Below are 25,335 nucleotides of genomic sequence, written 5' to 3'. Positions count from 1 at the left end.
CAGCCCTCGGCAGCCCGCCACGTCGCGTGCCGATGGACAACACATCACCCCAGGTCAGAGCCGACCCGGTCACGTTCACGGTCGGTAAATACAACGAAGACGTCGACTACGCCCGACGCCTGAGCGAGGCCGGCGTCGCCTGCGAGCTGCGGCTCGAACCAGGCATGTACCACGGTGCTGATGCCTTGCTCGACGGCAAAGCACCTTCGATGACCGCTTTTCGCGCTGCCGCCCTCGACGCTCTGCGAACTGCCCTGGCAAAGCCCTGACCGCCCCGGACATGCCGAACCGGCCTCGACGGCCAGGCCGGCTCGGTCAGTCGAGAGCGGGCAGGGGGCGCCGGGCGACTTCGCGTGCTTCCTCGCGGGGGAGACCGAGCATGCACAGGATCATTTCCGCCATGTCAGCCGCGGCTTCGTCGCCGCTGACATCGGGGCGTGCGGACTTCAGTTCCAAGAGGGCCAGCTGGCCTCCACCGAGCGCCGAGAGGGCGACGAGCGGATCGGGCACGTCGAAGCGGCCGGACGCAACGCCTTCCTCCACGTCCCGCAGGGCGCGGGGGGCGAGGCCGATCTCGGAATGGATGTGCTCCAGGCCACGATGGCGCAGGATCTGGGTCACTTCTAAATGGGTCCTGGCCAGCCGGGCGGCGATCCGAAAAGAGGCGGCCATGACTTCAGCCGGGTCCTGGATGCCGCGCAGGTGCTCGTCGATGGCCTGACCGTACTCGTGAAGGGCGTCGGCCACCGCTGCGTCAAAGAGCTCTGCCTTGGACGTGAAGTGGTTGTAGAAGGAGCCGAAGCCGACGTCGGCGCGCTCAGCGATGGCCTGGATGCTGAAAGGCTGTCCCTTAAATGATCTTTGACGTGCCGGGGGGAACCTGCTGGTTTTCCGCCTCACCCGGCAAGGATGATGTTGTGCAGGCGGGCGATGCCGAGCATGGCGTGATGGACGCCGTCGCCTTTCAGTCGGCAGTCGCGGAGGATCTTCCAGCTCTTCATACGGGCGAAGACGTGCTCCACGCGGGCGCGGACTTTGCGGTGGGAGGTGTTGTGTTCCTCTTTCCAGGCCGGGAGCTCGGCCTGGCCTCTCTCGCGGCGGTGCGGGATGACCAGACCGGTACCCCGGTAGCCGCCGTCTGCAATGACCGTGGTCCTGCCGACGGCGTCTTTCGCGCCGGACAGCTCCCATGCCTTGCAGTCGTTGCGATTGCCGGGCAGTGGCCGGCCGACGGCGACGACGAGCCGGGTGTCGGCGTCGATGACGATCTGGTGGTTGGTGGAGTACCGGTAGTTCTTGGACTGCTCGGCGATGGTGTGATCGCGGGTGGGGACCAGGGTTCCGTCCACGGTCAGCACGGTGTCCTTGCGGAACCGCTTGCACTGCTGGAGCGCGAGCTTGGGCCCGAGGTGGTCGATGATGCGGTCGGCGGCCGACTTGGACACCCCGAACAGCGGTGCCAGTTGGCGCAGGGTCAGGTTCGTCCGCCAGTACGCGGCGACCAGGAGCACGCGGTCCTCCAGCGGCAGGCTCCAGGGCCGGCCCCTGCGCACCGGGTCCACACCCTCGCGCCACAGCGCGGTGATCAGCTTGCCGAACTGATGTGGGCTCAGCCCGCTGAACGGGGCTATCCAGGACGGCTCCAACGCGGTGATCACACCAGCCACGGCCAGATCATCTCACTCGGCCAACGGAGCTCAGATCACAGCTGTGGCAAGCCGTGGAACACTCCTCAGTGTGGGAGAGCCGGTCGAGATCATGCCTTACGACCCTGCTTGGCCAGCCATGTTCGCCAGGTGGGGCACGGGCCTGCGTGCAGCCCTCGGTGATGCTGCGGCTCGTATCGACCATATCGGGTCGACCTCGGTGCCAGGACTGGCGGCCAAGCCGGTGATCGACATCCAGATCTCAGTAGCATCGCTGGAAGCGACGGATCCCTTCCTGGGCCCGCTGACAGATATGGGTCTCGTGTACCGGGCGGACAATCCCGAACGGACGAAGCGATACTTCCGGGAACCTCCAGGTCAGCGCCGGACACACGTGCACGTGCGGCAATTGGGTAGCTTCTCTCAACAGTTCCCACTGCTGTTTCGCGACTACCTCCGGTGCCACTTGGCTGCCGCGAACGAGTACGCAGCAGCCAAACAGCACTGCGCGGCCAAGTTCCGCAACGACCGTCACGGCTACGTCCAGGCAAAGGATGCCTTCGTATGGGACATCATCCGACGCGCTGACGCCTGGGCCCAGCACACCGGCTGGGCCCCCGGTTCCAGTGACGCCTGACCGTGCCTCCCGATCGCAGCTGAAGCCAAGATCACCGGAGTCACGGGACAACCCTTAGCTCCGTACTTCGGGGATACACTTTTGCACAGCTCCCGAGCTTGATCACGGTCCAAAGGTGGTCGTGCTTCGGCGGGTTCTGCAACTCGGACCGCCGCGGTCAGTTGATCTTCCCAAATGGGTGGTCGACGGAGAACGGATCTGAGGCCTGTTTTAGAAGTGGATCACCAACGAGCGTGACGTTCGGCTGCAGCGTGCCACCAGCCGGGCGGAGAGGGTGCTGCGACCCGGGCGCTCGGCTGGTCGGGGTGCAGTCCATGACGTCGCAGCGCGTCGGCGTGGATACGGACGTCGAACCAGCCGTGCCACCGACCGTCGGCACCGACACCACAGGCGAGATTCCAGCGGACCTCGGTCTGGTCGAAGGGCATCCAGTCGATGCCCCGATCGCGCAGTCAAGCGCGAACGGCCGCCATGGGCCGGGGGCAGCCCGGCAGGTTCTCGTAGGCGGTGACAGTGATCCAGTCGGCGCTCGGCGTGGTCATGGTGTCCATCATGCCCGGCGCCGGTCCGGCATGAAGGCCGACGGCCCTGTCAGAGCCACTCGTTGATGGCCGCGACCAGTACGGTCGCCTCATAGCGGACGGCGAGCTTGTCGTATCTCGTGGCGACCGCGCGGTGGCGCTTAAGGCGGTTGATCCCGCACTCCACCGCGTGTCGCTCCTTGTAGTCGTCCTGATCGAACTTCGGCGGCCGGCCACCGTGGGAGCCGCGCTTCTTGCGGTTGGCGATCTGGTCGCGCTTCTCCGGGATCGTGCAGCGGATCCTGCGTTTATGCAGGTAGGCGCGGTTCGCGCGGGAGCCGTACGCCTTGTCGGCGCGGACCTTGTCCGGCCGGGTGCTCGGCCGTCCCGGGCCGAGCCGGGGCACCCGGATGCGGCCCAGGACGACCTGGAACTGAGGGGAATCTCCACCTTGTAGCGCAGGATCAGGCCGTCGATGATGTCGGCCTGTGCGGGGCCGGCGGTCATCAGCCCGGTGCCGGTGCCGGCGGCCAGGAGCAGGCAGAGGCCGGTGGCGAGGAGACTGGTGGCTTTCCGTTGCCGTCTCAGGCTGGGAGTGGCGGGCCGAGCGTTAGCACACACTGTGGGGCAGCGGTCAGAGTTGCCCGCGCTGTCTTCGCTCCGGCGACTCCATCACCTGATATTTGCGGGCCCCGCTCTTACCGAATTCGCCCACGGCAGAGGCAAAGATCCGCAACGGACTGGCACATGCTCCCGGAGCATGTCAACGTACAACGACGCCGAAATAGAGCGGTATTGCGTGCCTCGCAGAGTCCGGCCGCGCTGGAGAGCGCTGCAAATTGCCGGCCACCGTCCGGCCGTCCAGATACCCCAGAAACTCTGAGGAAGGCATCAATCTGGCCCGCCCCCTGCGCTCAAGCTCGCCGAGGTCCTCGCTGAGATCCGTATGAGCCCATCGGCCTTCTACCGCTTGCGCGCCCGTGGTCAGGCACCGCGAATGATCAAGCTGCCCAATAATGAACTGCGCTGCCGCCGCGCCGACTGGGACGCGTGGTGGGAAGCGCGCGAATGGGATACGCCTGAATGGCGATGAGTTGCAAAGTTCGTTTCTGGGAGATACGAGAACGGGATAATCGCCGCAAAACTTTTGAGGTTCGCTGGACGGTGAACGGCCTGGAGAACTCCGAGTCGTTCATCAGCAAGGGGCTCGCCGATAGCCGACGTTCCAAGCTGATCGCGGCTGCCCGCGACGGTGAACCGTCCGATACGCGAACCGGTCTGCCGGCCAACGAGTTGCGGGCCCTGAAGCAGCGGACGACTTGGTACGACCTGGCCCAGGAATACGTCGAGCAACGGTGGGACCGCACTCCGGGGAACACCCGCCGCACGCTCGCTGACGCGCTGGCGACCATCACCCCGGCCCTTGTCGCACCGGGGTCTCCTTACCGGGAGCCGCGTGTTTTGCAGCGTGCCCTGTACTCGTGGGCCTTCAACAAGAACGCCTGGAAGTCCCCGCCGCGCGAGGAGTGGCAGGCCGCACTGGCCTGGCTGAAGCGGCGCTCGCTGCCTGTCAGTGAACTGGAGGACCCTGTCGTCCTGCGCCGTGGTCTGGATGCCCTGTGCCGGAAGGTGGACGGTACGGCCGCTGCCGCGAAGACCGCTAAACGGAAGAAGGCTGCGGTCAACGAGGTCTTCGTGACGGCGGTGGAAGTCGGGTACTTCTCGCACCATCCGCTGAACGGTCTTCGCTGGGCGGCACCGGAGGTCGCCGACGAGGTCGACCCCGACTGCGTGCCGAACCCGGCGCAGGTTGCCCGGCTGCTCGCGGCCGTCAGGGCTCTGCCCGGCCGCGGCCCACATCTGTATGCCTTCTTCGGCTGCATGTATCACGCGTCCATGCGTCCGGCGGAGGTGATCCACCTGAAGCAGAACCAGTGCCGTCTGCCGGCGAGCGGCTGGGGTCTGCTGAATCTCAAGGGCGGTATGGTGACCGCCGGCAAGGAGCGGACCGACGACGGTGGCGTCTACGAAATCCACTCGTTGAAGCGGCGCGCGGCCAAGGCTACGCGGCCCGTGCCGATACCTCCGGTACTCGTCCGCATGCTGCGCGAGCATAGACGGGCATTCGGGGTCGCGGCCGACGGACGGGTGTTCCAGAACGCGGCCGGGAACTATGTCGATCCCGCGGCGTACGGCATCACCTGGGGGCGTGCACGCGAAGCTGTCCTCACGCTGGAAGAGCACGCTCTCGAACTGGCCAAGCGCCCCTACGACTTGCGCCACGCGGGCATCTCGTTCTGGCTGGCCTCCAGCGTCGACCCCGCGGAGTGCGCACGTCGGGCCGGACAGAGCATCCAGGTCCTCTTCCGCTACTACGCCAAGTTCCTGGTCGCCACACGCGACCACGTCAACCGGCTGATCGACGCGTCGATGAAGGGTTGGGAGGAGTCGGCCGACCACCCCTGAAGGCGCGTCATGAGGAATCTGGCCCGGATATATCCCGGAACAGCTGGTCAGACATGGGACAGCGGTGGGAGATATCAGGAGAAGAGCCATATTTCAACTTGCCGCATAGAAGTATGCCCTCAAGGGCGCCTGACGGGCATCTGCCCAGGTCAGGCGCCCTTTTCTGTGCCTAGAAGAAGCCCAGCTTCTTCGGTGAATACGACACCAGGAGGTTCTTCGTCTGCTGGTAGTGCTCCAGCATCATCTTGTGCGTCTCGCGGCCGATTCCGGACTGCTTGTAGCCGCCGAAGGCCGCGTGGGCCGGGTAGGCGTGGTAGCAGTTCGTCCAGACTCGGCCCGCCTGGATCGCTCGGCCCGCGCGGTACGCCGTGTTGATGTCGCGGGTCCAGACGCCGGCGCCGAGGCCGTACGACGTGTCGTTGGCGATCTTGATGGCGTCGTCGAAGTCGTCGAACGACGCGACCGAGACGACCGGGCCGAAGATCTCCTCCTGGAAGATCCGCATGCGGTTGTCGCCTTCGAAGACCGTCGGCTGGACGTAGTAGCCGCCCTTCAACTCGCCGTCGTACTCTGCGCGTTCGCCGCCGGTGAGGACTTTCGCGCCCTCCTGTCGGCCGATGTCGATGTAGGAGAGGATCTTCGCGAGCTGGTCGCCGGACGCCTGGGCGCCGATCATCGTGTCGGTGTCGAGAGGGTGGCCAGGCTTGATCAGTTCCGTGCGCGCGACGGCCGCCTGGAGGAAGTCGCCGTAGTTGCCGCGCTGGATCAGGCCGCGTGACGGGCAGGTGCACACCTCGCCCTGGTTCAGCGCGAACATCGTGAAGCCCTCCAGGGCCTTGTCGCGCAGGTCGTCGTCCTTGTCCCATACGTCGTCGAAGAAGATGTTCGGCGACTTGCCGCCCAGCTCCAGCGTGACCGGCTTCAGGTTCTCCGCCGCGTACTGCATGATCAGGCGGCCCGTGGACGTCTCACCCGTGAAGGCGACCTTCGCTACCCGCGGGCTGGACGCGAGCGGCTTGCCCGCCTCCTCGCCGAAACCGTTGACGATGTTCACCACTCCCGGCGGGAGCAGATCGGCCACCAGGCTCATCCAGTAGTGGAGCGAGACAGGGGTCTGCTCGGCCGGCTTGATGACGACCGCGTTCCCAGCGGCCAGGGCCGGCGCGAGCTTCCAAGTGGCCATCAGGATCGGGAAGTTCCACGGGATGATCTGCGCGACGACGCCCAGCGGCTCGTGGAAGTGGTACGCCACCGTGTCGTCGTCGACCTCGCTGAGCGCGCCCTCCTGAGCGCGGACCGCGCCGGCGAAGTAGCGGAAGTGGTCGATCGCCAGCGGTATGTCCGCCGCCAGCGTCTCGCGGATCGGCTTGCCGTTCTCCCAACTCTCCGCCACGGCAAGGGACTCCAGGTTCGCCTCCATCCGGTCCGCGATCTTCAGCAGGACGTCGGAGCGCTCGGTCGCCGAGGTGCGGCCCCAGGACGGCGCCGCCGCGTGCGCCGCGTCCAGCGCCCGTTCCACGTCCTCCGCCGTGCCGCGCGCCACTTCGGTGAAGGGCTGACCGTTCACCGGGCTGGGGTTGTCGAAGTACTGCCCGCGGGCCGGCGGCACGTACTCGCCGCCGATGAAGTGGTCGTAGCGCGCCTGGTAGGAGACGATCGCGCTCTCGGTTCCGGGCGCCGCGAAACGGGTCATGGTGGCCTGCCTCCCTCAGCAGCGCTGCCCGCCGTTGGGCAGCTCTCTGGCGGAGGCTAGGGAAGCCCACGTTGCAGGGACGTTGCGGTCCACCCGTGCGGCCGGCTCACCGGCGCTCGCAGTTCCGACTCCAGCGTGGCCAAGCGGGCCCGGATCGCCGCCGTCGGCCGGGTCGCCGCCAGCGCCCGCCACACGTCGAGGTCGTCCTCGCCCCACGGCGCGTGCGCCCAGTCCGCCAGCAGGTCGGGGTCGCGGCCGGCGATCAGCGCGGCGCGCAAGCCCCCGGCGAGGCGGTGCCTGAGCCGCACCACCGCCGGCGCCTGCGAGGCCGGCAGCAGCGGTCCGCCGTACGCGGTCACCGCCGCCGTCACCGCGCCCGCCGCCAGGCGCCGTTCGACGACGGCGACGTCCGACTCGACGGGCACCGTCAGCCGATACGGCCGTGAGGCCAGCAGCCCGGGACCCAACACCCCGCGCAGACGCGCGAGTTCGGCGCGCAGCGTCACCGGCGTCACCGACTCGTCCTCGTACAGCGCGCACAGCAGCTCGTCGCCGGTCAGGCCCTCCGGATGGTGCGCCAGCAGCACCAGGATCTCGCTGTGCCGGCGGCTGAGCCTCAACTTGCGGCCGCCGGCGATCAGTTGCGCCTCGTCCCGGCCCAAGGCAGTCAGCTCGTGCGGGTCGGACTGCGGTCGCTCGGGGGCGAGCAGGGCGAGGTGGGACTCCGCGGCCCGTGCGACCGCCTGGACGAAGCCCAGGCTGTGCGGGTGCGCGAGCCCGTCTCCTCCGGTGATGTCCACCGCTCCCAACACCCGCCCGGTGCGCGGATCGTGGACGGGGGCCGCGGCGCACGTCCACGGCTGCACCCGGCGGATGAAGTGCTCGGCCGCGAACACCTGCACGGGACGGTCCACGGCAACGGCCGTGCCCGGCGCGTTCGTTCCGACCGCGTTCTCCGCCCACCGCGCTCCCGGCACGAAGTTCATCCGCCCTGCCTGCCGCCGGGTCGCCGGGTGGCCCTCGACCCACAGCAGCCTGCTGTGCGCGTCGCACACCGCGAGGAGGTGCTCCCCGTCGGCGGCGAACGTGCCCATGAGTTCACGGAACAGCGGCAACACGCGCGCCAGCGGATGCTCGGCCCGGTAGGCGCCGAGGTCGCCGTCGGTCAGCTCCACGCTCGCCGTGCCGTCGGGGCCGACGCCGGCCCGCGCCGAACGCCGCCACGAGTCGGCGACCACGGCCCGCACCGGCCGCGGCACCGTGCCGGCCGCGGTGAACGTCTCGTGCGCGCGCCGCAGCGCCCGTACGCGCTCGGCGGGGTCGGCCCCCGGCTCCAGGGCCACCCAGGGATCGGTCAACTCGGCCTCCCGGAAGGCGATGCTGGGGACATCGTCACTCCGGGTGCGCGTACCGACAACCGTTTGGGCCGCGGTCGCCGAAAGCGGTGCGTCCGCTTGCGGGCGGTGCGGCGCTTTCGGCGAAGGGTTTCGACGAGATCCGGAACCGCCTCAGACGCCTGCCTGCTTGACCGGTCTTGCCCGTCCAGCGGTCTGCTTGACCGGTCTTGCCCGTCCAGCGGTCTGCTTGCTCGACCGTGCCCCGCCGCTGGCCTGCCTGATCAACCCGCCCGTCCGCCGGCCTGCCTGATCAACCCGCCCGTCCGGCAGCTACCAGATCAACACCGCCCGTCCGTGAGCTGCCCGAGCGCTGCCGTCCCTCCAGCGGCGGCTGTGATCAACCCCGCCCCGCCACCGCCGCCGGATCGTCGAGCACCGTCCGCACCACCGAGTGCGCCGCTCCCAACAGCGGCCCCTGCGGCCCCAGTCGGGAGACGAGGACCGGGCACGGCGGGCCCGCCGTGCGCCGGGCCAACTCTGCCTCCAGCGACGGCAGCAGCCACGGCGCCAGCCCCGCCAACGCGCCGCCCAGTACGACGCCCTCGGGGTCGAGCAGATTGAGCGCCCCGGTCAGGGCGATGCCCAGCGCCGTGCCCGCCTCGCGCAGGGCGCGCCGTACGTCCTCGTCGCCGCCCGCCGCCCGTCCGGCGAGCAGGCCGACGCGGTCCCCGCCCGGCTCCAGGCCGGCCGCGCGCAGCACCGCCTCCTCGCCGGCGTACTGCTCCAGGCAGCCGCGCCCGCCGCACACGCACTGCGGGCCGTCGGGACGGACCGGCACATGTCCCAGCTCGCCCGCGAAGCCCCGCGTGCCGCGCAGCAGGCTGCCGTCCACGACCAGGGCCGCGCCGATGCCGATCTCCGCCGACACGTGCAGGAAGTCCCGTGGCGTGTCCTCGGCGAGCCAGAGTTCGGCCAGCCCGCCGAAGTTGGCCTCGTTGTCCACCGTCAACGGGTACTCGGCGGGCAGCAGAGCCCCGAGGTCGACGTCGTTCCAGTCGAGGTTCGGCGCGCGGACGACGGTGCGGGCGTCGCGGGCCACCAGGCCGGGGACGGCCACGGCGAGCCCGGCCGGCCACAACCCCTCGCGTTCCGCCTCCGCGACGACCTGGCGCACCAGCCCGTTCAGCTCCCCGATCACCGGCTCCGGAGCCCGGCCCCGGTTCGTGCCGTGCCGCACCGCCCGCGCCCGCACCTCCCCGCGCAGGTCCACGGCGCACACCGCGAGGTGGTCCACGCCCACCTCCGCGCCGATGCCCGCCGGGCCGTGTCCGCTCACGGCGAGCGCCGAGCCCGGCCGGCCCACCCGGCCGGGCCGCTCCGGGCCCAGCTCCTCAAGCAGGCCGGCGCGTATGAGCTCGTCGACGAGCGTCGACACCGCCGCCCGGGTCAGCCCGATGCGTGAAGCGACCGCCGCCCGCGAGAGCGACCCCTCGGCGCTGACGGCGTGCATCACCCGGGCCAGGTTGCGGCGGCGCATGCCCTGCTGGGTGTCGGGCAGCGCGCGCGGGGGGCCGGTCGGGCGGGCGTCGTGCGGCAGTGCGGTCATACCCTCATCGCTTCATCACTTCATCGCTTCACGCTTCATCGACTTATCGGTTTCTCGATGCTCAGTCGGCGGTCGTGTTCCGCTCCAGCAGCGGGGACGCGTCGGAGAGTACCCCGGCGATCCTGGCGAGCGTCGCCTCGTCCCGCTCCACGGCCTCCAGCACCGGGCCCCGCGTGGTGTTCCAGCGCCGGGCGACCGCGGCCGGGTCCTCGCCGGTCAGCAGGCCGGCCGCCTGCGCCGCCGCGCCCAGCGCGACGAGTTCCTTGGCCTCGGGGATCTGCACGGGACGTCCGGACAGCCGGCGCACCGTCTGCTGCCACGCCGCCCCGCGCGCGCCGCCGCCGATCAGGAGCAGCGGGGCCGAGCGGTCCGCCTCCTCCTCGAGTACGAGGTCGAGCGCGCCCAGGAGGGAGTGGACGGCGCCGTCGTAGGCGGCCTGGAGGAGCTGGCCGGCGGTGGTGTCGTGGCGCAGGCCGTGCAGGAGGCCGGAGGCGTTCGGCAGGTTCGGGGTGCGTTCGCCGTCCAGGTAGGGGAGGAGGGTGAGGCCGGCCGCGGGTTCGACGGCCTCGCGGTCCAGGCCGAGCAGGGCGGCGACGCGGTCCACGGCGAGGGTGCAGTTCAGGGTGCAGGCCAGCGGGAGCCACTCGCCGCGGGCGTCGGCGAAGCCGGCCACCGTGCCGGTCGGGTCGGCGGGGCGTCGCTCGGACACCGCGTACACCGTGCCCGAGGTGCCGAGGCTCAGCACCGGCGTGCCGGGGCGCAGCCCGAGGCCGAGCGCCGCCGCCGCGTTGTCGCCGGTGCCCGGGGCGACCAGGGTGCCCTTGGAGAACGGCAGGTCGTGACTGTCGCGTACGGTGCCCGCCACCTCGCCGGGCCGCACCACGCGCGGGAGCAGCGCGGGGTCGAGGCCCACATGGGCGAGGATCTCGTCGTCGTACGCCTCCGTAGCGGACGCCCACCAGCCCGTCCCGGAGACGTCGCCGCGGTCGGTCGTGCCCTCGCCGGTGAGGCGCTCGGTGAGGTAGTCGTGGGGGAGTCGCACCGCCTTGGTCGCGCGCAGCGCCTCCGGCTCGTTCTCGGCGAGCCACGCCCACTTCGTCACCGTGAAGGAAGCGGCCGGGACGGACCCGGTGCGCTCCGCCCAGAACTTCGCCCCGCCCAGCTCCTCGGTCAGCCGACGCGCCTGCGGTGCGGAACGCACGTCGTTCCACAGCAGCGCCGGGCGTACCGGCTCGCCGTGCCCGTCCAGCGTCACGAGGCCGTGCTGCTGCCCGCCGACCGACACGGCGGCGGCCTCGTGCGCCGCGTCACCGCACTGGCGCAGCGCCTCGCGCAGCGCGTCCCACCACTGGCGCGGGTCGCTCTCCCGGCCGGCGCCGGAGGTCACGGTGTGCGGCGCCTGGCCGCTCGCGACGACCTGGCCGGTGGCCGCGTCGACGACCAGCACCTTGGTGGACTGGGTGGACGTGTCCACGCCGACGACGAGCGGACCCTCGGCTGCTGACATCGGGCTCTCCCTAGGTTCTTCGCGGCAAGTTTTTCCGCGGCTCTGCGGGATCTGTCTTCCCAGAGATGCGTCCGCATACTAATTTGTAAACGGCCATGACGAAATAGTCGGCAAGGCAGTCTTCCAGCAAGGAGCCGTGGCATGAGCTACCAGCCCACCCTCGAGGACAAGTTCACGTTCGGTCTGTGGACCGTCGGCTGGCAGGGACGGGACCCGTTCGGCGACGCCACGCGGCGCGCCCTGGACCCGGTCGAGACGGTGCAGCGCCTGGCCGAGCTGGGGGCCCACGGCGTGACCTTCCACGACGACGACCTGATCCCCTTCGGGTCCTCGGACAGCGAGCGCGAGGAGCACGTCAAGCGCTTCCGCCAGGCTCTGGACACCACCGGCCTCACCGTGCCGATGGCCACCACCAACCTCTTCACCCACCCCGTCTTCAAGGACGGCGCGTTCACCGCGAACGACCGCGACGTCCGCCGCTACGCCCTGCGCAAGACGATCCGCAACATCGACCTGGCCGTCGAGCTCGGCGCGAAGATCTACGTCGCCTGGGGCGGACGGGAGGGCGCCGAGTCCGGCGCCGCCAAGGACGTGCGCGCGGCCCTCGACCGCATGAAGGAGGCCTTCGACCTCCTCGGCGAGTACGTCACCTCCCAGGGCTACGACCTGCGCTTCGCCATCGAGCCCAAGCCGAACGAGCCCCGCGGCGACATCCTGCTGCCCACCGTCGGCCACGCGCTCGCGTTCATCGAGCGCCTGGAGCGCCCCGAGCTGTACGGCGTCAACCCCGAGGTCGGCCACGAGCAGATGGCGGGCCTCAACTTCCCGCACGGCATCGCGCAGGCCCTGTGGGCGGGCAAGCTCTTCCACATCGACCTCAACGGCCAGTCCGGCATCAAGTACGACCAGGACCTGCGCTTCGGCGCCGGAGACCTGCGCTCCGCCTTCTGGCTCGTCGACCTGCTGGAGAGCGCCGGCTACACGGGCCCGCGCCACTTCGACTTCAAGCCGCCGCGCACCGAGGACCTGGACGGCGTGTGGGCGTCGGCCGCGGGCTGCATGCGCAACTACCTGATCCTCAAGGAGCGCGCCGCGGCCTTCCGCGCCGACCCCGAGGTCCAGCAGGCCCTGCGCGACTCCCGCCTCGACCAGCTGGCCCAGCCCACCGCCGCCGACGGGCTCGAGGCCCTCCTCGGCGACCGCGCCGCCTTCGAGGACTTCGACGCCGACGCCGCCGCCGCGCGCGGCATGGCCTTCGAGCGCCTCGACCAGCTCGCCATGGACCACCTGCTGGGCACCCGGGGCTGACGACACGCACGCGTGTGCCGCGTGCGTGTGTGTCCTGTGTGCCGCCGTTCGCGTCGAGGGCTCGGGCAGACGTCGTGAGCGGCCTCCGCGAGGAAGCGGAATACGTCGGAATCATGCGGTCCATGGCATGAGCGCGTATCAACTTCCGTGCGGGGGTCGCGCTGGGGCCGGTGCGCGGCGACGCTGGACGTATGGCCATGCCGCCCGTACCGCCTCAGCCACCTGGCCCGCCCGGACCACCTGGCCCGCCCGGGTCCTCCGGACCGTCGGGGTCTTCCGGGTCGGCCGACGACACATCGCCCTGGGGCGGCTTCGGGCCGCCTGCCTCGAGCCATGGCTCGTACGGCTCCCACGGCTCCCACGGCTCCGGTGGGGGCGGCGGAGGGGACTGGCCGCCGTCTCCGCCGCCCTCCTCGCCGTCCGGCGGGCCCAGGCGCAGGAACCCGCTCTTCGTCGTGCTCGCGCTGCTGGCCGCCGCCGTGGCCGTCGGCGCCGTGGTCCTGATGACCCTCGGGGGCGACGACTCGCCGGACGACGACCCGCCCGCGAGCCGCAGTGCCTCTCCCTCCCCCTCGATCAGCCTCCCGGTGGAGCTGCCCAGCGGGTTCCCGAGCGAACTGCCGTCAAATTTCCCCACCGAACTGCCGACGCGGCTGCCGTCGAACTTCCCGACCGAGTTCCCGACCGAATTGCCGAGCGGCTTGCCCAGCGAGCTGCCCAGCGATCTGGAGTCCCTGCTGCCGTCGTTGGGTGGAGCGCTGCCGTAGCCGAGCGCCGCGTGCCGCACGCGTACGTGTGCCGAATTCGGTGAGCCGTACACGCGCGCGTGCCGATGTCGGCGTGCCGTACGCGCACGCGTGCCCCGCTGCCGTCAGCGGCGTGCGACGGCGAGCAATGCCGCGTGCGGCAGCGTCAGCACCCCCGTACCGTCGGCGAATTCCGCGCTGAGCAGGTCGAAGTGGCGCTTGATCTCGGCGCGGAAGTGAGGGGTCTGCCCCTGCACCATCTGACCGCCGAAGGCCACGCCGGCCGCGGGACCGCTCCACCACTCGTCGATGTCGCCACGGTGATCCCAGCGCAGGGTCTCGCACTCCGCCGCGCGCAGCCCCGCCGCTGTCAGCAGACCGGTCAGTCCGCTCTCGTCGCGGGGGAAGTCGTCGTCGGCCGCCAGCCCTGCCGGCAGGTGGGGCGGACGCACCGCGCCCGCGGCCTGGATCGCGCGGCCGAGCAGGGCCTGCCCAGGGGCAGGCGGGGCCGCCCAGATCGTCAGCGCGATCCGGCCCCCGGACTTCATGACCCGGCGCAGTTCGGCGAGGGCGACCCTGGGCCGCCCCACGTGGTTGAGCACGAAGTTGGCCACGACGGCGTCGAACTCGCCGTCGGCGAAAGGGAGCTCGGGAAGCGCGGCCACGCGTACGTCGGCGGCCGGTACGGCCCGAACCGCCAGCTCGACCATGCTGGGCTCCGCGTCCACGGCCGTCACCGTCGCCCCCGGGAACAGGCGGCGGCAGCGACGGTCCCCGGCCCGGTGCCCACGTCCAGGAGCCGCACGCCGGTCCTGCGAGCAGCAGCCGACTCCGGTCGTAGGTCAGCGGGAGCAGACCACGGTGACGAGAGTGAACGACGCGAAGAACGGCCCGTCGGCCAGGGTGGCGAACCACCGGCGGCCACGGTCCGGGTCGACGCGACCGGCGTCGATGGCCCGCCGCATGGTGCGGCCGAGGCCGAGCGTGTGGTCCGCGTCCTCGAAGTCGAGGAAGACCGGTGTCGTCGCGGCCACGGTCTCGACGCGGAAGCCCGCCTCGTGAGCCATCCGGGCGAGGCTGCGTCCGACGGTGGCGTGCCGGACCACCTCGTCCGCGGTGTAGCGGGTGAAGAGACGGCTGGTCTCACGATCCTCCGCGTCGACGACCAGGGTGTCCCAGTCCGGTTCGACGAGCCCGACGAGGGCGCCCGGCCGGGTGGCGAGGTGCACCTGTGCGAGCGCTTCGGCGGGCCGGGCGACGTGCATCAGAACCCGGTCGATCTTGGCCCGGTCGACCGAGCCCGGGTCGACGGGCAGTGCGTGGACATCGCCCTCGCGAACCTCCACCTGCGACAGGCCCGCCGTGCGCTCCCGGGCTCGGGCCAGCATGGCGGGGTCGCGGTCGACGCCGATGACCGTGCCCCCCTCGCCGACCCGTTCGGCCAAGGCCGACAGGTCGCTGCCCGGGCCGCATCCCACGTCGAGCGCGGTGTGGCCCGGCCCGAGGTCCAGCAGGTCGATCAGTCGCTGCTTGTAGTGGCGACCGGCGTCGCTCGCCGCCGCTCGCAGCATGTAGGAGGCCTGGTCCGGTCGGGAGGCACCGAGAGTCGTCGACATGACGGCCAGCCAAACACGTCCCGGTGACTCACCATCCCCGAGGCACGCGCACGTACGTCACCGTCGTCTCTATGTTGCTGTCGACCAGGCGGCCCTGCGCGTCGAACGCCCCCGTTCCGTCCGTCATCCCGAAGTCGTTGTCGTTGATCAGGACGAGCGTGTCGTGATCCACGCGCGCGACGCCCTCGATCTTGCCGGGCACGCCGGCGACCGTGCCCAGGTCGACGACCAGCCGCTTGGGCAGCACCGGGACGCCCGAGGCGGCGGGGTCCTGCAACTGCTCCAGGGACGGGGACGTCGCGTCGTCGTCCCAGCGGCCGCCCAGGATGTTCGCCCGCCGGTCCAGCCGGACGAGCTGGAGACGGGCGGCCTTGTCCGTGCGCTCCTCGACCAGGAGCCGGTCACCGCCCACGGAGACCACCGAGGAGATCTTGAGCTCGGAGGTGTCGTCCTCGCCGGGATCGACCACGTTCACCGGGTCGAAGCGGTACGCGTACTCGGCGGTGACGGCCTTCTTCTTCGGCGAGAACCGCAGCAGCCGCACGGTGCGCGAGGCCTCTCCCGCGTCCGTGTCCGGCAGCGACAGCGGGCTCTGCACCGCCAGCACCAGGTCACCGCCCGGCAGTTGGGCGAGGCCCTCGAAACCGCGGTTGATCTTCCGGTGCAGCAGGACCGAGGGAAGGGCTTCGACCACCGGGTAGTCCGCACCCGTCGACTTCAGTCCCTCGGGTACGTAACGCGTCAGGACCTTCCCGCGCGCGGAGACGTGCACCAGCGACGGCCCGTACTCGTCGGCGAGCCAGAAGGAGCCGTCAGCCGCCCGGACGATGCCCTCCGTGTCCAGCCCGTTCGGGTTGTGGGCCAGCGGCGTCCGCGCGTCGTACGTGTACGGTGCCTCGTCGCGCCCCGGCTGGTTCGACAGACCCGTGACCGGCTTCCCGGACGACGTGGTGAGCGGGATCGCCTGGAGCACCTTCACCGCGTTCCCGACGACCTTGATCCGTACGATCGCCGGGTCGAAGCCGGGCACCGGGAACGTACGGCGCTTGACGCCGTCCACCTTGATCTGGCCGTTGGGCCCGCGATCGGTGACCGTCCAGAACTCGCCCTTGCGGCCCGCCGGGCAGATGTCGCTGCCGATGCCGCCGAGGTCCACGCCCCGGTCGTCCGCCACCGTGCCCGGCAGCAGCGCGTCGCTGAACTTGCCGAGCGGGATGTCGCCGAGCGTCGCCGTGCGGGTCACATACGCCTTCCCGGGCCCGGACGGCGTGTGCGCGGCGGCCGGTCCGGCGGTGCCGAGGGCGGCCAGCACGGCGAGCGGTACGGCGGCCGCGACGGAACGCTGGACCACGGCGGCCGCGACGGAACGCTGGGCGCGGTACCGGGCGGCGGCGTTCGGGGACATCGGGCCTCCTGCGGAGCAAGTTCGCTGACAGCGGCCACAGTTGAGGGAGGCGTCGAACGCCGTGCGACGGTCCGGTGAACGGAGGGAGTCGGCCGCCCGTCGGACCGGCGCGGACGGGATGGGCGGGATGGGCGGGCCTGGACAGAGGCGGGCGGGGTGGAGCGGGGCCCAAGAAAGCCCTTGCCCGCCTCAGACCCTGTTCACCCCGCCCCTCGCCCTTCCACCAGCCCGCTCACCCACCCTCGACCTCGACCGAAGCCAACGCCGTAGCCGGGTCCAGGGCCGCGGCCCCCGCCGGCGCCCACCGCCCCCGCTCCTTGCGGTAGGGCCACCAGCGGCCGTCCCGGCCCAGCCTCAACTGGGTCGGCGACCCTGCGACGGTCCAGCGGTTGGCCCTCGCCCGCAGCAACGGCCGTTCGTCCTCCTCCCAGGCGGATTGGAGAGCGGCACGCGCGCGTGCGAGCGTCTCGCCCTCGACGGTCCACTCCTCTTCGAGCACCGACAGGGCCGCCACGCCCCCGAGCCGCCAGGCCCGTACGGCCGACGCGAGTTGCTCCCGGCTGCGCCCCGAACCGGCGGCGAGGCGTTCGGTCACGGCGTCCGTCGGCCCGTCGTCATCGGCACGGACCGCCGCCAGCCGTACGGCGTCCTGAGCGACCGTCAAACCGGCCGCCGGGGGCCGTCGTTCCGCCCCCTCGCTCAGCGCGCCCGCCAGCAGGAGCCAGGCCTCCGCGGCCGTGCTCGCGGCCAGCACTCGCAGGGCCGCCGGGTCGACGTCCGCCGGGGGAGGGGCATCCGTGTCCCATGCGGGCGGCAGGCCCGGCTCCGGCGGCGGTTCCGGCGCGGCGGGCAGGGGCGGCAGGATGTGTCCCGCGCGGTACGCCTCCGCCGCGTCCACGCCCTCCGGCGGGACCGGAGGCGCTGCGGCCCGGACGGCGGTGCCGCGGGCCTGTAGATCGTCCAGGAGGGCCCGCTCGGGGCGCCCCCGCAGGAGAAGCAGGATGAACGGGTCCTGGTCGAGCAGCCGCGCCACCTGGTAGCACAGCGCCGCCGTGTGACCGCAATGGTCCCAGGCGCCGCAGTCGCACTCCGCCTCCAGATCGCCCAAGCCCGGCAGCAGGCCGACGCCGGCCGTCTCCGCGTCCTCGACCAGGTGCGGCGGCATCTCCCGGTCGAGCAGCGCGGCGACGTGACCGGCGCGCTCCGCCGTCAGGTCGAGGAAACGGTCCCACTGCGCGTCCGACAGGACGTCGAGCAGCACGTCCGCCCGGTGCGCCGTGCCGTCCCGGCCCTGGACGACGGCGGTGACGCGTCCCGGCCGCACCGACACCGCGCCCACACCTCCCGCGCGCGCGAACCTGCGTCCCGTCCGCACCTGCTCGGCGTCCAGCGCGCCGTCCTCCAGGGCCGCCAGCCAGGCCCGGCCCCACCAGGTCTGCGCGAAGCCCTTCCCGCGCGCGGGAGGCAGCGCCGCGAACATACGCTCCTCGTCGCGGTCGCCGGCGCGGGCGTCGCCCTGATCGTGGATGTCGTCGTACCGGCTCATCGCGTTCCCCCTCGCAGTTCCACCAGGTCGGCCAGCTCGGCGTCGGTCAGCTCCGTGAGCGCCGCCTCGCCGGACCCGCCGAGCACGGCGTCGGCGAGGTCCTGCTTGCGGCGCAGCATGTCGGCGATGCGGTCCTCGACCGTCCCCTCCGCGATCAGTCGGTGCACCTGCACGGGCCTGGTCTGGCCGATGCGGTACGCCCGGTCGGTGGCCTGGGCCTCGACGGCGGGGTTCCACCAGCGGTCGTAGTGCACGACGTGCTCCGCGCGCGTGAGGTTGAGGCCGGTGCCCGCCGCCTTCAAGGACAACAGGAACACCGGGACCTCGCCCGCCTGGAAGCGGGCGACCATCGCCTCGCGTTGGGGGACGGGCGTCCCGCCGTGCAGGAACTGCGTGGGCACGCCGCGTGCCGCCAGGTGCCGTTCGAGGATGCGGGCCATTCCGACGTACTGCGTGAAGAGGAGGACGCTCGCCTCCTCGGCGAGGAGCGTGTCCAGCAGTTCGTCCAGGAGCTCCAGCTTCCCGGAGCGCCCGACGGTCCTCGGCCGCTCCTCCTTCAGGTACTGCGCCGGATGGTTGCAGATCTGCTTGAGGGCGGTCAGCAGCTTCACGACCAGGCCCCGGCGGGCCATGTCGTCGGCTTCGGCGATCGCCGCGAGCGTCTCGCGCACGACGGCCTCGTACAGGCCCGCCTGCTCGTGGGTGAGGGACACCGGCCGGTCGGTCTCGGTCTTGGGCGGCAGCTCGGGGGCGATGCCCGGGTCCGACTTGCGGCGGCGCAGCAGGAACGGCCCCACGAGCCGTGCGAGGCGTTCCGCCGCGGCCGGGTCCCCGCCGCCCTCGACGGCGCGCGCGTAGCGCGTGCGGAAGGCGCTCAGCCGGCCCAGCAGCCCCGGCGTCGTCCAGTCCAGGATCGCCCACAGCTCCGACAGGTTGTTCTCGACCGGGGTGCCGGTGAGCGCCACACGCGCGCGTGAGTTGATCGTGCGCAGGGCTCGCGCAGTCTCCGAGTACGGGTTCTTCACGTGCTGCGCCTCGTCCGCGACGACCAGGCCCCATGGCACGGAGGCGAGCCGGCGCGCGTCCAGCCGCAGGGTGCCGTAGGTCGTCAGCACGAACTCGCCGTCGGCCGGCGCCTCCAGGTCGCGTCGCGGGCCGTGGAAGCGGCGCACCGGAGTGCCGGGTGCGAACCGTTCGATCTCCCGCTGCCAGTTGCCCATCAGGGACGTCGGGCAGACCACCAGGGTCGGCCCGGCGGCCGAGGGGTCCGTCCGGCGGTGCAGGTGCAGGGCGATCAGCGTGACGGTCTTGCCGAGCCCCATGTCGTCGGCCAGACAGCACCCGAGACCCAGGGAGGTGTTGCGGGCCAGCCAGTCGAGGCCGCGCCGCTGGTAGTCGCGCAGCGTCGCGTCGAGCGCGGCGGGCTGCTCCACCGGGTCGTGCGACTCGGGGCGCGTCAGCCGCTCGCGCAGGGCCGCCAGCCAGCCGGTGGGGCGTACCTCGACCCGGCGGCCGTCCACCTCCGCGGAGCCTGTCAGGGCGGCTCCGAGCGCGTCGATCGGGGTGACCTTGCGGTCCTGCTGGTCCCGCGCGCGGCGCAGCTCCTGGGGGTCGATCAGGACCCACTGGTCGTGCAGCCGCACCAGGGGGCGATGGGCTTCGGCGAGACGGTCCAGCTCCTCGCGCGTGAGGCGGCGGTCGCCCAGCGCGAACGACCAGGAGAAGGAGAGCAGGGCGTCCGCGGAGAGGAACGACGGCATGTCCGCGTCGGCCCGGTCATGGCCCGCGCCGTCCTCCGTCGGTCCCACGACGGCGCGGGCGGTCAGCGTGCGGGCCAGTTCCTTCGGCCAGTGGACCTCGACGCCCGCGCCCGCGAGCGCCCGCGAACCCTCTCCGAGAAGTTCCGCGACCTCCTCGTCGTGCAGGTCGACGGCGTCCGGGACGGCCGCCGACAGTAGGGGAGTGAGCGCCGGCCACGCACGTGCGGCACGGCGCAGCGCGAGCAGCGCGTCCATGCGCGCGCGTGGACCGAACGCCTGGTGCGCGGGACCGGAGTCCTGCCACACGTCGGCGGCGTCCGCGACGAGCGCGGGATCGCTGACGCCGTGCACCTGCGGCACGGCCCGGAACGCCGGTGCCGCCTCCTCCTCCAGTGCCGTGGCGGACAGCCCCGACACCTCGATGCGCAGCGAGACGCGCACCCCGGCGTCGTGTCCCGCGGCCACGTCGGCGGCCCAGGCGCGCAACCACGGTGCGTGCACCGGCCGTTGGTCGGCGTAGGCCGGCCCGCCCGTCATCAGGGCGGCTGCGGGGGAGCGGGGGAGGGTGTCCGCGACCGCGTCCACGAAGGCCCGCAGCAGCCGTTCCGGGTCGGGCAGCCGGAGGGGCGGCGTGTCGTCCACGGGCACGGCGTGCGCCTCGGGTGGCATCGCGGCGGCCAGGCGGCGCAGCCGGTCGACGTCGTCGGGGCCCAGCGGGCCCGCGCGCCAGGCGTCGTGGTCGTCCGGGGACAGGCCGGGCAGCAGCAGGCCGCGTGCGACGAACTCCAGGGCGGTCAGCGCCGCCATGCCCCAGAACGCGACGGCACGGTGCCCGCCGGGGACGGCCCACGCGCGCGTGAGGAGAGGCAGTGCCTCGCGCACGGGAAGCAGCACGGCGGGAACGCGTACGTGCTCCACGCCGTTGTCGTCGTCGTCGCCGTCGTCGGAGAGTCTGACGACGGACAGCTCCCCGACCTCCCCCGGCGCGCCAGGGGGCGGAGCGCTCCCGTCGGGCGCCCAGAAGGCGAACGCGCCTGTGCGCGCTGGGGTGCCGGGCAGGAAGACGGCAGGGCGGCGAGCCAGTTCGGAGACCTCGGACGGTGCTTCGACGGAAACCCACTGCACGGGGATGAACCAACTCCTCAAACTTGACTACCGGTGATCGGTCGCCGAGGGTACAGCACTTCGGCGGCAAACGCGCACCACTTCTCGAAGAAGCTCTCAGAAGCTCTTTCGGCGGGATGCGACCGCCTCAGAGGAGCTTCGAAGGGTTCTCGGGGGCATCTAAGGGATGTAGGTCAGGGACGGCTCAGGGTCAGGTCCGGAACCGCGCGCCGCGCGGAGCCGTTTTCACAGACAGAGAGCGGCAGTGGCCGCGGAGGAGGCGACGCACATGTCGAAGAACGCGAAGATCGCCGCAGGAGGCGTGGCGGCCGGGCTCCTACTGCTGATCTGGCTGCCCTGGTGGGCGGCTCTGCTGATCGTGCTGGGAGTCCCGACGGCGGCATACCTCACGCTGGATCCCTCGCAGCGGCGCAGACTGCGCCGCGTAACCCGCAAGGAACTCGGGCGCTGAAAGGCGGGGACCGCGAGGGCGGTCCCCGTCGCCCGCCGGAATGTCGTCCGCGCCGTCGCCGCCTGCGGGGGCGGCTCCATCGGCCGACGCCGACCGCTCCCGCCTCCGGCCGGGGATCAGATCGGCCGCACCGCCATCTTGTCGAGCGCTTCCAGCAGACCCGGCAGCTCGGGGCCCCGGCCGACCGGCAGGACCTCGCCGGGCTCGTCGTCGAGGAGGACGAACGCGATGTCGTCGGTCCGGGCCACCAGCGACCAGCCGGGCCCGTCGGCGCGCAGGGTGCGCGCGTCGCCGGGCGCGAACGACGACCGCACCCGGCCCAGCGGGGGCGGGGTGTCCACGTAGGTGCGGGCTTCCGCCAGGACGCGCCGGACGCCGCTGTGCCCCCGCGGCGCTGCCTCGTCGGTCCCGCCCGCTCCCTCGGCACCGCCCGCCTTCTCGGCCCCGTCCGCGTCCTCGGAGGCGGGCTCGGCCGCCCCGCGCGCGGGTGCGAACTTGGAGTCGTCGATCTGGTCACGCCACTGGGCCCACTGGAGGGCGATCTCGTCGGCCCCCAGCCGCCGCTGGGCCGGGCCCCAGGTCGTCGTGTCCGGCGGCGACAGGGCGGGCCGGTCCGCGACCTCGGGGCCGGGATCGTGCGGCGCGGGCACGCCGGGAGCCGCGACGGCCACCGCCAGCGGCCAGCCGGGCAGCGCCGCGACCACCGTCCGGTCGTCGGGAGACAGGTCGTATTCCATGCCGCAGTCCCATGACGCGATGGCCACCGCCACCAGCGACACGTCGTCGATGACGACCGTCCACCGCGCGCCCTCGCCGTCCTGGCCCAGCACCAGGCCGTACCCGTCGGCGAGCGGCGCCAGGCCGAGCGCCGCACAGGCCTCCGGGTAGTCGTCGCCCAGCACACTCGGGAACTTCGCCGGCGTCAGCAACACCGCCGTGAGCACATAGAGCGCATCGTCCGCGGCGGCGACGGCGTCCTCGTCCGTCCCGGCCATCCCAGCCTCCCCACAGGTTCGTCCAACGGCGCGCACCCTAGTGCGGCGGGAAGGCGCTTGTCACGACTCCGGGACATACCCGGAGCTGCACATTTCACCGGGGCGACCGCGGCAGGGGCGAATCGCCGCGCTTGTCGGCGAATGTCAGGCGGGCGGCAGCCCCAGCAGCGCCCGCGCCACCGTCCTCGGCGACTCGTCGCGCTCCCGCGCGAGCGCGATGACCGCCCGGCACGCCAGCTCGTTGACCCCGAAGGACAGGGCCTCCGGCGACACCCATCCGGCAGCCTCGTCGATCCGGTCCTGGTCGTCGTCCGCGCAGCCCGAGACATACGCGGCGGCCGCTTCGAACAGGTTGTGCGTGCGCTTCCCGCCGGAGCGCCGCTCGCCTTCGACGCGCTCCCCGCCCGTTCGCCCTCCGTCCCGCTGCCGCGCCTGCGCGCGCGTGACGCCGATGACTCTTCCCCAGGTCTGGGCGGACTCCTTCGAACATGCCCACCACCCTTCCCCAGCGTGATTCCCCCTTTGCCGGGCGTTCATCTCCCGCCCACACACGTAAAGTCGGGGCTTCGGCGGCAGAAGGGGGCAGCGCGGTGAAGAGGTTCGAGCGACTCGCACAGATCCGGCGGATGGACCCGTACGAGAACGCGTCGGAGATCTATCGGCTCACCGTGGCGTACGAATTCCCCTGGGACTTCACACGCGCCCTCGAACTGGCCCTGTACCGCACGTACGCGGTGCCGAGCATCGGAAGCCTCCTCGCGCGCACGGCGGAGCTCACGGACCGCACCCAGAAGCGCTACGACGACACCTCGCTGCTCCTCGACGCCATCGTCGAGCACGGCTTCCACAGCGACCAGGGCCGCACGGCCGTCCGCCGCGTCAATCAGATGCATCGCAGCTACGACATCGCCGACGACGACATGCGCTACGTGCTCTGCACGTTCGTCGTGATGCCCAAGCGCTGGATCGACGCCTACGGATGGCGCCGGCTGTCGCGCCACGAGATCGTCGCCTCCACCGTCCACTACCGCACCCTCGGGCAGCACATGGGGATCAAGGACATCCCCGAGACCTACGAGGAGTTCGAGGCCTGCCTCGACGCCTACGAAGAGGCCCACTTCGCGTGGGACGAGGGCGCCCGGCGCGTCTCGGACGCCACGCTCGAACTGATGGCCTCCTGGTACCCGCGTCCGCTCGCCCCCGTGCTGCGCGCCACCACCCTCGCCCTGCTCGACGAACCGTTGCTGAAGGCCTTCCGCTACACCCCGCCGGGTCCCGTCACCCGCGCGCTGGTGCGCCGAGCGGTACGCGCGCGTGGGCGCGCCGTCCGGCTGCTGCCTCCTCGCAGCGCACCTCACTTCGCGCGCCAGAACTGGGAGATCAAGGGCTACCCGGACGGCTACCGGCTGGCGGACCTGGGCACCCGCCCGGTGCCCGGCCTACGGGGTTGCCCGGTACGGCCCTCGGACCGCGGCGGCGACGGGTCAGCAGTCCAGTGACCGCAGGGTGTCGCGCAGCCAGGTGAGCTCGGCCCTGGAGGTCGCCCGCGCGATGGTGAGCATCCCGCGCCGGAACGGATCGCCCAACTCCTCGGCACGCAGCGGTCGGTCGCCGTCGTAGAAAAAGCTCGCCGGCTCCTCCAGGAAGGCCAGCCGGCGGCGGAGCACGGCTGCCTGGGCCCCGGCGTCGTCCAGGTGGCGGAGGAACGCGAGCACGGTGAACCAGCGGTTCTCGTCGGTGACGTCCCGTTCATCCGGTTCGGCGAGCCGCCGATGCAGCTCATGTCGACCCTCCTCGGTGAGGCTCAGGACGTGCCGAGGGGCGGCCACGGCACCCGGTTCGGTCGTGCGCGCCAGGAGGCCCGACTTCTCCAGGCGCTTGATCGCCGGGTACAGGGTGCTCTCCGCCACGGGCCGGACGTGTCCGGTCAGCGCCGTGATGCGCTTGCGCAACTCGTAGCCGTGCAGCGGGTCGTCGTACAGGAAGCCGAGGATGGCGAGCTCCAGCATGCCCGCATTCTGCCGCACGTTCGCTGTATCCAGGAACAGGTGTATTCCGTTGACGGTGTACCTCGGGGTCGATGTATTGTCTCGGGCGAGCGGCGAGCGGCGAGCGGCGAGCGGCGAGCGGCGAGCGGCGAGCGGCGAGCGGCGAGCGGCGAGCGGCGCGATGTGAATAGACCTGAAGTTCTGAGGAGGCTGTGATGCGACAGGCCGAGTTCGGCGGCGGGGAGAGCCGGATCCGCTGGACGGAGACGCCGGGCGCGGAACCCGCGCGCGTGTACGTCCACGGGCTGGGCGCGAGCTCGGCCGTCTACCACGCGCACGTGGCGGCCAGGACCGAACTCGCCGGCCGGCGGAGTCTGTTCGTCGACCTTCCCGGTCACGGGATCAGCGACCGGCCCGCGGACTTCGGCTACACGCTCGAAGAGCACGCCGACGCGCTGGCCGCCGCGCTGGACTCGGCGGGCCTCGCCGGCGCCGAACTCGTCGCCCACAGCATGGGCGGCTCCGTGGCCATCGTCCTCGCCCACCGCCGACCCGACCTGGTCTCCCGGCTCGTCCTCACGGAGGCCAACCTCGACGCGTTCCCGCCGCCGACCGCGGGCAGCAGCGGCATCGCCGAGCACTCGGAGGACGAGTTCGTCGACGGCGGCCACGCGCGCGTGCTGGACCGCGTCGGGCCCCTGTGGGCGGCGACCATGCGGCTGGCGGACCCGCGCGCCCTGCACCGCAGCGCCGTCGGGCTGAGGCGCGGATCCGACCCGGTCATGCGGGAGATCCTGACCGGCCTCACCACGGTCGAGCGCGTCTACCTCCAGGGCGAGTTCAGCGGGGACCTCGACGGGGCTGACGCCCTGAAGACGGCGGGCGTGCGCGTGCTGACGGTCCCGGACGCCGGGCACAACGTCATGTTCGACAACCCCGACGCGTTCGTGAGGGCGGTCGCCGGCGGAGCGTGAACCCTCGG

At 71.8% G+C, this 25,335-nt stretch carries 22 protein-coding genes and 2 pseudogenes; 9 read left to right on the top strand and 15 right to left on the bottom strand.

Annotated elements, in window-relative coordinates; translation table 11 throughout:
- Positions 1 to 269 (top strand): annotated as a pseudogene (locus ACFYX4_RS39445) (hypothetical protein); the annotation flags it as partial.
- Between the two features lie 46 nt (positions 270 to 315).
- Here the strand turns inward: ACFYX4_RS39445 and ACFYX4_RS39440 are convergent.
- Both ACFYX4_RS39440 and ACFYX4_RS39435 read right to left on the bottom strand, forming a co-directional pair.
- Entirely contained in the window at positions 316 to 834 is a 519-nt protein-coding gene (locus ACFYX4_RS39440) for a TetR/AcrR family transcriptional regulator (protein WP_389344523.1), read from the bottom strand.
- Positions 835 to 896: 62 nt separating this feature from the next.
- Positions 897 to 1,667 carry a transposase gene (locus ACFYX4_RS39435; RefSeq protein ID WP_389344515.1) on the bottom strand — a complete coding sequence of 257 codons (771 nt, stop codon included), beginning with the start codon at positions 1,665 to 1,667 and terminating at the stop codon, positions 897 to 899.
- Positions 1,668 to 1,737: 70 nt separating this feature from the next.
- Here ACFYX4_RS39435 and ACFYX4_RS39430 point away from each other — a divergent pair, with 70 nt between their 5' ends.
- Positions 1,738 to 2,283, top strand: a complete 546-nt coding sequence (locus ACFYX4_RS39430; protein ID WP_389344513.1) for a GrpB family protein — start codon at positions 1,738 to 1,740, stop codon at positions 2,281 to 2,283.
- A 591-nt stretch (positions 2,284 to 2,874) separates the two neighbouring features.
- Here the strand turns inward: ACFYX4_RS39430 and ACFYX4_RS39425 are convergent.
- A pseudogene (locus ACFYX4_RS39425) lies at positions 2,875 to 3,333 on the bottom strand (transposase); the annotation flags it as partial.
- 417 nt (positions 3,334 to 3,750) lie between these two features.
- Between ACFYX4_RS39425 and ACFYX4_RS39420 the strand changes: the two are divergent.
- Complete coding sequence (locus ACFYX4_RS39420; protein WP_389344511.1) at positions 3,751 to 3,897, top strand: helix-turn-helix transcriptional regulator; 147 nt, start codon at positions 3,751 to 3,753, stop codon at positions 3,895 to 3,897.
- Positions 3,898 to 3,968: 71 nt separating this feature from the next.
- Positions 3,969 to 5,270 carry an integrase gene (locus ACFYX4_RS39415; protein ID WP_389344508.1) on the top strand — a complete coding sequence of 434 codons (1,302 nt, stop codon included), beginning with the start codon at positions 3,969 to 3,971 and terminating at the stop codon, positions 5,268 to 5,270.
- A 169-nt stretch (positions 5,271 to 5,439) separates the two neighbouring features.
- Here the strand turns inward: ACFYX4_RS39415 and ACFYX4_RS39410 are convergent, their stop codons facing one another.
- The 4 genes from ACFYX4_RS39410 to xylB form a co-directional block, all read right to left on the bottom strand.
- The gene (locus ACFYX4_RS39410; RefSeq protein WP_389344506.1) at positions 5,440 to 6,963 is read right to left on the bottom strand and encodes an aldehyde dehydrogenase family protein; all 1,524 of its coding nucleotides are present in this window, start codon (positions 6,961 to 6,963) and stop codon (positions 5,440 to 5,442) included.
- Positions 6,964 to 7,019: 56 nt separating this feature from the next.
- A complete protein-coding gene (locus ACFYX4_RS39405; RefSeq protein ID WP_389344504.1) occupies positions 7,020 to 8,321 on the bottom strand; it encodes a GAF domain-containing protein in 1,302 nt (433 codons plus the stop codon).
- A 376-nt stretch (positions 8,322 to 8,697) separates the two neighbouring features.
- The gene (locus ACFYX4_RS39400) at positions 8,698 to 9,906 is read right to left on the bottom strand and encodes an ROK family protein (protein WP_389344502.1); all 1,209 of its coding nucleotides are present in this window, start codon (positions 9,904 to 9,906) and stop codon (positions 8,698 to 8,700) included.
- 61 nt (positions 9,907 to 9,967) lie between these two features.
- Positions 9,968 to 11,413: a xylulokinase gene (xylB, locus tag ACFYX4_RS39395; protein WP_389344500.1), complete on the bottom strand. Its 1,446-nt coding sequence runs from the start codon at positions 11,411 to 11,413 to the stop codon at positions 9,968 to 9,970.
- 141 nt (positions 11,414 to 11,554) lie between these two features.
- Here xylB and xylA point away from each other — a divergent pair, with 141 nt between their 5' ends.
- Positions 11,555 to 12,721: a xylose isomerase gene (gene xylA / locus ACFYX4_RS39390; RefSeq protein WP_389344498.1), complete on the top strand. Its 1,167-nt coding sequence runs from the start codon at positions 11,555 to 11,557 to the stop codon at positions 12,719 to 12,721.
- A 455-nt stretch (positions 12,722 to 13,176) separates the two neighbouring features.
- Positions 13,177 to 13,488: a hypothetical protein gene (locus ACFYX4_RS39385; protein WP_389344496.1), complete on the top strand. Its 312-nt coding sequence runs from the start codon at positions 13,177 to 13,179 to the stop codon at positions 13,486 to 13,488.
- Positions 13,489 to 13,592: 104 nt separating this feature from the next.
- Here ACFYX4_RS39385 and ACFYX4_RS39380 read toward each other — a convergent pair whose 3' ends face one another.
- From ACFYX4_RS39380 to ACFYX4_RS39360, 5 genes are all read right to left on the bottom strand, one after another.
- Positions 13,593 to 14,195, bottom strand: coding sequence for a class I SAM-dependent methyltransferase (locus tag ACFYX4_RS39380; RefSeq protein ID WP_389344494.1), 603 nt, complete (start codon positions 14,193 to 14,195; stop codon positions 13,593 to 13,595).
- Positions 14,196 to 14,309: 114 nt separating this feature from the next.
- Entirely contained in the window at positions 14,310 to 15,083 is a 774-nt protein-coding gene (locus ACFYX4_RS39375; RefSeq protein WP_389344492.1) for a methyltransferase domain-containing protein, read from the bottom strand.
- Positions 15,084 to 15,111: 28 nt separating this feature from the next.
- On the bottom strand, positions 15,112 to 16,488 hold the full coding sequence (locus ACFYX4_RS39370; RefSeq protein WP_389344490.1) for an esterase-like activity of phytase family protein: 1,377 nt from the start codon (positions 16,486 to 16,488) through the stop codon (positions 15,112 to 15,114).
- 232 nt (positions 16,489 to 16,720) lie between these two features.
- Positions 16,721 to 18,034 carry an SWF or SNF family helicase gene (locus ACFYX4_RS39365; RefSeq protein WP_389344488.1) on the bottom strand — a complete coding sequence of 438 codons (1,314 nt, stop codon included), beginning with the start codon at positions 18,032 to 18,034 and terminating at the stop codon, positions 16,721 to 16,723.
- Complete coding sequence (locus ACFYX4_RS39360; RefSeq protein ID WP_389344486.1) at positions 18,031 to 20,919, bottom strand: DEAD/DEAH box helicase; 2,889 nt, start codon at positions 20,917 to 20,919, stop codon at positions 18,031 to 18,033. Before ACFYX4_RS39360 ends, ACFYX4_RS39365 begins: the two co-directional genes overlap by 4 nt.
- A gap of 268 nt (positions 20,920 to 21,187) precedes the next feature.
- On the opposite strand from ACFYX4_RS39360, the gene ACFYX4_RS39355 reads away from it, so the two are divergent.
- Positions 21,188 to 21,370 carry a hypothetical protein gene (locus ACFYX4_RS39355; RefSeq protein ID WP_389344484.1) on the top strand — a complete coding sequence of 61 codons (183 nt, stop codon included), beginning with the start codon at positions 21,188 to 21,190 and terminating at the stop codon, positions 21,368 to 21,370.
- A gap of 116 nt (positions 21,371 to 21,486) precedes the next feature.
- Here the strand turns inward: ACFYX4_RS39355 and ACFYX4_RS39350 are convergent, their stop codons facing one another.
- Both ACFYX4_RS39350 and ACFYX4_RS39345 read right to left on the bottom strand, forming a co-directional pair.
- Entirely contained in the window at positions 21,487 to 22,365 is an 879-nt protein-coding gene (locus tag ACFYX4_RS39350; protein WP_389344482.1) for a hypothetical protein, read from the bottom strand.
- A gap of 144 nt (positions 22,366 to 22,509) precedes the next feature.
- Positions 22,510 to 22,818 carry a hypothetical protein gene (locus tag ACFYX4_RS39345; protein ID WP_389344521.1) on the bottom strand — a complete coding sequence of 103 codons (309 nt, stop codon included), beginning with the start codon at positions 22,816 to 22,818 and terminating at the stop codon, positions 22,510 to 22,512.
- A gap of 137 nt (positions 22,819 to 22,955) precedes the next feature.
- Between ACFYX4_RS39345 and ACFYX4_RS39340 the strand changes: the two genes are divergently transcribed.
- Complete coding sequence (locus tag ACFYX4_RS39340) at positions 22,956 to 23,864, top strand: oxygenase MpaB family protein (protein ID WP_389344480.1); 909 nt, start codon at positions 22,956 to 22,958, stop codon at positions 23,862 to 23,864.
- Here ACFYX4_RS39340 and ACFYX4_RS39335 read toward each other — a convergent pair.
- On the bottom strand, positions 23,850 to 24,374 hold the full coding sequence (locus ACFYX4_RS39335) for a PadR family transcriptional regulator (protein WP_389344478.1): 525 nt from the start codon (positions 24,372 to 24,374) through the stop codon (positions 23,850 to 23,852). The genes ACFYX4_RS39340 and ACFYX4_RS39335 overlap by 15 nt on opposite strands.
- Positions 24,375 to 24,568: 194 nt before the next feature.
- Between ACFYX4_RS39335 and ACFYX4_RS39330 the strand changes: the two genes are divergently transcribed.
- Complete coding sequence (locus ACFYX4_RS39330) at positions 24,569 to 25,327, top strand: alpha/beta fold hydrolase (RefSeq protein WP_389344476.1); 759 nt, start codon at positions 24,569 to 24,571, stop codon at positions 25,325 to 25,327.
- Positions 25,328 to 25,335: the final 8 nt, after the last annotated feature.

This window comes from Streptomyces sp. NPDC002328 (genome assembly GCF_042890065.1).
Taxonomy (GTDB): domain Bacteria; phylum Actinomycetota; class Actinomycetes; order Streptomycetales; family Streptomycetaceae; genus Streptomyces.
The sequence above is the reverse complement of the archived record's forward strand: the minus strand, read 5'-3'. Positions and strand labels throughout refer to the sequence as shown.